This is a genomic window from Kitasatospora sp. NPDC041988 (genome assembly GCF_055588525.1).
Genome location: NZ_JBVJCO010000011.1, coordinates 57,496 through 63,533, shown reverse-complemented (window position 1 = coordinate 63,533; position 6,038 = coordinate 57,496). Strand labels below are relative to the sequence as shown.

Annotated in this window: 6 protein-coding genes; 2 read left to right on the top strand and 4 right to left on the bottom strand. The window is 72.0% G+C overall.

Translation table 11 applies throughout. The annotated features are described in order from the left end of the window. Window positions 1-118 precede the first annotated feature (118 nt). Window positions 119-835 carry an LAETG motif-containing sortase-dependent surface protein gene (locus tag ACZ6NC_RS13820; protein WP_465732227.1) on the bottom strand — a complete coding sequence of 239 codons (717 nt, stop codon included), beginning with the start codon at window positions 833-835 and terminating at the stop codon, window positions 119-121. Between the two features lie 297 nt (window positions 836-1,132). Beyond that, a complete protein-coding gene (locus ACZ6NC_RS13815) occupies window positions 1,133-2,491 on the bottom strand; it encodes a choice-of-anchor A family protein (RefSeq protein ID WP_465732225.1) in 1,359 nt (452 codons plus the stop codon). 286 nt (window positions 2,492-2,777) lie between these two features. Between ACZ6NC_RS13815 and ACZ6NC_RS13810 the strand changes: the two genes are divergently transcribed. Next, window positions 2,778-3,779 carry a COX15/CtaA family protein gene (locus tag ACZ6NC_RS13810; protein WP_465732223.1) on the top strand — a complete coding sequence of 334 codons (1,002 nt, stop codon included), beginning with the start codon at window positions 2,778-2,780 and terminating at the stop codon, window positions 3,777-3,779. Between the two features lie 61 nt (window positions 3,780-3,840). On the opposite strand, the gene ACZ6NC_RS13805 is transcribed toward ACZ6NC_RS13810, so the two are convergent. After that, window positions 3,841-4,179, bottom strand: a complete 339-nt coding sequence (locus ACZ6NC_RS13805) for a hypothetical protein (RefSeq protein WP_465732220.1) — start codon at window positions 4,177-4,179, stop codon at window positions 3,841-3,843. A 72-nt stretch (window positions 4,180-4,251) separates the two neighbouring features. On the opposite strand from ACZ6NC_RS13805, the gene ACZ6NC_RS13800 reads away from it, so the two are divergent. Next, window positions 4,252-4,893 (top strand): DUF2461 domain-containing protein, encoded by a 642-nt coding sequence (locus ACZ6NC_RS13800; RefSeq protein ID WP_465732219.1) that lies wholly within the window; start codon window positions 4,252-4,254, stop codon window positions 4,891-4,893. 108 nt (window positions 4,894-5,001) lie between these two features. Here ACZ6NC_RS13800 and ACZ6NC_RS13795 read toward each other — a convergent pair whose 3' ends face one another. After that, the gene (locus ACZ6NC_RS13795) at window positions 5,002-5,943 is read right to left on the bottom strand and encodes a heme o synthase (RefSeq protein ID WP_465732217.1); all 942 of its coding nucleotides are present in this window, start codon (window positions 5,941-5,943) and stop codon (window positions 5,002-5,004) included. Window positions 5,944-6,038: the final 95 nt, after the last annotated feature.

The window sequence follows — 6,038 nt, the reverse complement described above, 5'->3', positions numbered from 1 at the left end:
CAACCCCCCCCCCCCCCCCCCACCACCCCCCCCCCCCCCCCCCCCCCCCCCCCCCCCCCCCCCTTCCCCCCCCCTCCCGACCCACCCGCCCCCCCGCCGTGGTTGCCGGTCGCGGGCGTCAGCTCTGGCTGCTGCCGCGGCGCTTGCGGGCGACCAGGACGAGCGCGCCGCCGACCAGCACGACGGCGCCGCCGGCCGCCGCGATGATCGGGGTGGAGTCGTTACCACCGGTCTGGGCGAGCACCGGCCCGGGGGTCGCGGTGCTCGGCGCCGGGGTGGGCGTCTTGGGCGGGGTGGAGACCGCCGCCGTCGGGCTGGCGGTCGCGGTGGGCGAGGCCGTCCCGCTCGGGGTCGAGGTCGGGGTAGGCATGGGAGTCGGCGTCGCCGTCTTGGTGGCGGTGGGCGTCGGCGTGGGAGTCGGCGTCGCCGTCTTGGTGGGCGTCGGGGTCGGAGTCGGGGTCTGGCAGGGCTCGATCGTCTTGGTCTCGGTCTTGTTCCAGTCGTGGTTCTTCGGGTCCTCGGTGGTGGTGACCACAAAGGTCGCGGTGACCGGCTTGCTGTGCTCCTTGACCGGGTACGTCCCGTGGAACTCCTTGCCGAACTGCTTCTGGTCGAGCACCTTCTCGCCGTCGACGGTCAGGCTGACGGCGTTCTTCACGCCCGACGCGTCGCTGTAGTTGGTCAGGTCGATCACGATCTTGTCGCAGGTCGTGTGCCACGTGGGCACGTGCGCCGATGCGCTGGTGGCCAGGACCATCGGCAGCAGGACGCCTGCTGCCGCCGCCCCGGCCAGTGCCGCGCTCCTGATACCGCGCTGCCGCTGCTGTCGCGCCATTTCGTTGTCCTCCGAAAGGTCTTGTGCAGCAGGCGTGTTGAGTGGTTTGACGGTGGCCCGCTACGACTGTCCGGGGGACTCTACCGGCACTCCCGTCCCTCTCCACACCCCGCCGACGACCGGATTTCGTCTGTCCGTCCGGCCTCGGATGTGCATCGCCAGCCCATCACACCCGCGACCTCGGCGGACGCGGATTCGGCAAACTTGAATGGACTTCGTCACACTGCCATAAAGAACGGCGCCCCCGGTGATCGGGTTCAATCACCGAGGGCGCCGGTTCGGTCGACTGACGAACGTTCAGGCCTTCCTCGCCGCCCGGCGACGGGTGGCCACCACGATCGCGCCACCGGCGGCGATCACGACCGCACCGCCGATCGCCAGCGGGACGACCGGGCCGGAGCCGGTGTGCGCGAGGTTGCCACCACCGGTCGCGGTGGCCGTCGGACCGGCCGAGGCGCCCGGCGCGGCCGCCGAGGTGGAGGCGGACGGACTGGCGGAGGCGCCCTGGCTCGGCTTGCCGCTCGCGGGGATCGACGGGTGGACGGAGCTGCCCGGGGTCGCCGGGGCGGACGGCGTCCCCGAGGCGCCCGGCGTGCCCGGCGTGCCCGGCATGCCCGGCGTGGTGGACGCCGACGGCGAACCGCTCGGCACCACCGTCGGGACCGGCGGGACCGTCGGCACGGTGGTCGGCGGCGGGACGACGGCGGGCAGGCAGCCGGTGAACGGGTAGTGGTGCGTCTCCGCGCCGCCCTTGCCGGTCAGCGACTTGGCGATGACCGAACCGTTGACCGGCCCACCGCTGCCGAGGTCGAAGGCGGCGTTCGGCGCCAGCACGGTACCGGCCCAGGCGGCCTGGCCGTTCTTGACCACCTTGGTGGCGGTCGGGAAGTTCCAGAGCAGCTTGGCCCGGACGGCCCCGCCCGCCGCGCTCTGCACCTTGTCGTCCAGGACGTACGCCTGCTTGGCCTCGTCCCACAGGTGGAAGCCGGTGGTCTTCGCGGCGGCCATGTCGTACGCGTCGCCGGTCACGTTGATCACGGTGACCGAGCCGGCCGGCACCTTCAGGAAGACATCGGTGGCGCCCTGCAGCGTCGCGGCACCGACGGTGAAGCTGTTGAGCTTGGCGTCGGCGCCGCTCAGGTTGAGGTTCGCGCCCTTGGCCTCGACCGTGGCGCCGGCGGTCTGCGGCGCGGCGGCGAGCGCGGTGGAGGCGGAGCGCAGCTTGGCGAACTCGGCCTTGAAGTCGATCGGGGACGCGCCCTGGCCGATCTTGCCCTGGTGTGCCTCGATCACGGCGCCCGCGGCCTTCGAGCCGTAGACGCCGTTGCCCTTCATGACCTGGGTGTTGTGCCCGGTCACACTGCCGGCCACGACGAGCGCGTTGCCCCCGGGCAGCGCCGCCACCTGCTCGGGAGTCAGCTCCTGGCCGACCGAGAAGCCGCCGGTGAAGTCGGCGTTGCCGCCGACCGCCACCGCGCCCTCGGCGTCCGGCGTGTGGGTGTCGTCACCCTCGATGAACTCCCCGTAGAGGTTGGCGACGCCCAGGCTCTGGCACTGCTGACCGGGCTCGGCGGCGTGGGCGGCCGGGGCGAGGAGGGCGGCCAGGGCAAGGGATCCGCCGAGCGCGAGCGCGGCGGCGGGTGTGGGTATGCGCATGTGCAGGATCTCCGCTGGAGGTGCGGGGGTGGGTGGGGTCCCAAAAAGGTATGGACCAATCCGCACTCTTTCGGCCGGCCGGGCAATTGGTCAAGACCAATGCCCGCCATGCCCCAACAGTCCCGTTTGCGCCGACACTCTTACCGGAGCGACAGCCGACGGGACACCCGGAGCGGCAACCCTCCGGGGCCCACGCGGCGCGCGGCCGCCCCGCCCCGCCCCGCCCCGCCCCGCCCCGCCCCGCCCCGCCCCAAGATCGGCTGTAAGGCCGCCTAGGATTGACCCCGTGCGTACCCCCTTCTCCCTGCTCGCCGAGCGCTGGCAGCCGTCCGCCGCCATGGTCAGGCGCGCCGCGTTCACCGCGCTGGTGATGAGCGTGGTCATCGTGGTCACCGGCGGCGCCGTCCGGCTCACCGCCTCCGGCCTCGGCTGCACCACGTGGCCCCGCTGTACCGACCAGAGCCTGACGCCGACGCCCGAGATGGGCTTCCACGGCATCGTCGAGTTCACCAACCGGATGCTCACCTACGTGCTGAGCGCCGCGGTCGGCTGGGCCATCCTGGCCGCCCGCTGCAGCCCCCAGCCTTCGGCCGGCGGGACCCCCAGGCCCTGGCGGCGTGGCCTCACCAACCTGGGCTGGGTGCAGTTCTGGCTGGTGATGAGCAACGCCGTGCTCGGCGGCATCACCGTGCTGACCGGCCTCAACCCGTACACCGTCGCGCTGCACCTGATCGCCGCGATGGGCCTGGTCTGGGTCGCGCTGCTGATGTGGGAGCGGTCCAAGGAGGGCGACGGCCCGCCGCGGCCGGCCGTGGCCCGTCCGATCGTGCAGCTCTCGTACGTCCTGGTCACCGCGATCGGCCTGCTGGTGGCGGCCGGGACGCTGGTGACCGGCGCCGGGCACCACCCGGGGACGCCGAAGGACAACAAGCTGGTGCCGCGGATCCCGATCGACTACGACCGCCTGGCGCAGGTCCACGCCGACCTGGCGTTCGTCTCGGTCGGCCTGGCGGTCGCGGTCCTCTTCGTCTTCGCCGCGGTGAAGGCCCCGCCGGCCGCCCGGGCCCGAGCCCGCGAGCTGCTGGTGGTGCTGCTGCTCCAGGGCGTGCTCGGCTTCATCCAGTACTTCACGGACGTCCCGGAGATCCTGGTCGGCCTGCACATGCTGGGCGCCACGTTCACCTGGATCGCCGTGCTGCGCATCCCGCTCGCACTGCGGGTCCGCGCCGACGGGGACGCACCCGCCGCACCGCTGCCGGCCCGCGAGCCGCAGGCCGCCGCCGTCTGAACCCGCACGTGAAGGGCCCCGGTCCGTGGACCGGGGCCCTTCCGCATGTCCGGGACCGGCGTCAGCCGCCGATCTGGATACCGGCCATCCGCTTCCACTCGTACGGGCCGGTCTTCACCTTCAGGCCCAGCTCGCCCTCGAAGTCGTCGTGCAGGGTGACCCCGGCCAGCTCGGCAGCCCGGCGGCCCACGGCGTAGCTCGGGGCGACCTGGTCGCCCCAGGCGCCGTCCGCGCCGACCACGACGATCCGGGTGGCCACGGCGCCGACGTACTGGACGACACCGTCGGCGCTGCCGCCGTGCTGTCGGGCGAAGCTCGAGAGGTGCTTGGCGATGCGCTTGGCGCGGCGCTCAACGCGGGCGTCCGGCGCGGCGGGGGTGGCGGTCTCTGCGCTGCTCATGCCCGCATGCTACCCATCGGTAGCGGAGCTGGCGACGGGAGCGGACTGTGCACCGGGCCACATACTGGACGGGTGACCTTCCAAGGCTGGCCGGCTGAGGCCCTCGACTTCTACGAGCACCTGGAGGCCGACAACTCCAGGACCTTCTGGCAGACCCACAAGGACCAGTACGAACAGGCCGTACGGGAGCCGATGGAGCAGCTGCTCGCCGAGCTGGAACCCGAGTTCGGGCCGGGCAAGATCTTCCGCCCCAACCGCGACGTCCGGTTCAGCGCCGACAAGTCCCCGTACAAGACGCACATCGGCGCCCACCTGACGGCCGGCGGCTACGTCCAGCTCTCCGCCGACGGCCTGGCCTGCGGCAACGGGCTCTACCAGCTCGCCCCCGACCAGCTGGAACGCTACCGCGCGGCCGTCGCCGAGGACGTGAGCGGCGCCGAGCTGGAGCGGGTGGCCGCCCGGGTCCGCGAGGCCGGCCCGGAGGTGGTCGGCCGGGACAGCCTGAAGACCGCCCCGCGCGGCTACCCGAAGGACCACCCGCGGATCGAGCTGCTCCGCCACAAGGGCCTGATCGCCTGGCAGGAGTGGCCGCCCGCGCCCTGGCTCGGCACCCGAACCGCCTACGAGCGGATCACCGGCTTCCTGCGGGCCTCCCAGCCGCTCCGGGACTGGCTGGAGGGCCACGTCGGGCCGTCCGAGCTGCCGCCCCGCTGAGGACGAAGCCGGAGCCGAAAACGGAGCCGGAGACAGAGCCGGAGCCGAAGACAGAGCCGAAAACGAAAGGGGCCCCGGTCCGAAGACCGGGGCCCTTCCTCACCAGCTCTACTTCACGAACGGGTCCACCGCGATCACCACGAACAGCAGCGTCAGGTAGGTGATCGACCAGTGGAACAGCCGCATCTCCTTCAGCTTGGCCCCGACCACCCCGTCCTTGGCCCGGGTGTACAGCCCGTGCGCCTCCTTCAGCCAGGCGGCGCCCAGCACGACGGCCGAGACGGGGTAGAGCCAGCTGGTGTCGGCCAGCGGCCACAGGGCCAGCGAGACGGCCACCATGACCCAGGAGTAGATGACGATCTGCTTGGCGACCGCCAGGTTGCCCTTGATCACCGGCAGCATCGGCACGCCGGCCCGCTCGTAGTCCTCGCGCACCTTCATCGACAGCGGCCAGTAGTGCGGCGGCGTCCAGAAGAAGATGACCAGGAAGAGCACCAGCGCCGACCAGGACAGCGACTTGGTGACCGCCGCCCAGCCGACGAAGACCGGCATGCAGCCGGCGATGCCGCCCCAGACGATGTTCTGCGCGGTCCGCCGCTTCAGCCCCAGCGTGTAGACGAACACGTAGAAGAGCAGTGCCGTGAGCGCCAGCAGCGAGGACAGCACGTTGACCAGGGCGCCCAGCCAGATCGTCGAGCCGATCGCCAGCGCGATGCCGAAGACCAGCGCCTCGCGCGGCGACACCATGCCGGTGACGATCGGCCGCCGCTCGGTGCGCGACATCACCGCGTCGATGTCGCGGTCGATGTACATGTTCAGGGCGTTGGCGCCGCCGGCCGAGAGGTAGCCGCCGATGACCACCTTCAGCACCAGCAGCGGATCCGGAACACCGCGCTGCGCCAGGAACATCACCGGCACGGTGGTGATCAGCAGCAGCTCGATGATCCGAGGCTTGGTCAGGGCGACGAATGCGCCGACACGGGCCCCGAACGGCCGGTGCGCAGGCGTCGCCCCGGTGACCCCGGCGGGACGGGATTCGACGGCGGTCACTAACACCCCAACTGAAGATGAATCCTCACAGGCGGCCACAGGAACGAAGGGTCCCGAATCGTCCGCTCTGCGCGTACCACGCCACCTTAGACGCT

What these genes read in the sequence shown, in the direction of transcription:
- ACZ6NC_RS13820 (WP_465732227.1), bottom strand. Translation starts at nt 835, where the DNA reads ATGGCGCGACAGCAGCGGCAGCGCGGTATCAGGAGCGCGGCACTGGCC.
- ACZ6NC_RS13815 (WP_465732225.1), bottom strand. Translation starts at nt 2,491, where the DNA reads ATGCGCATACCCACACCCGCCGCCGCGCTCGCGCTCGGCGGATCCCTT.
- ACZ6NC_RS13805 (WP_465732220.1), bottom strand. Translation starts at nt 4,179, where the DNA reads ATGAGCAGCGCAGAGACCGCCACCCCCGCCGCGCCGGACGCCCGCGTT.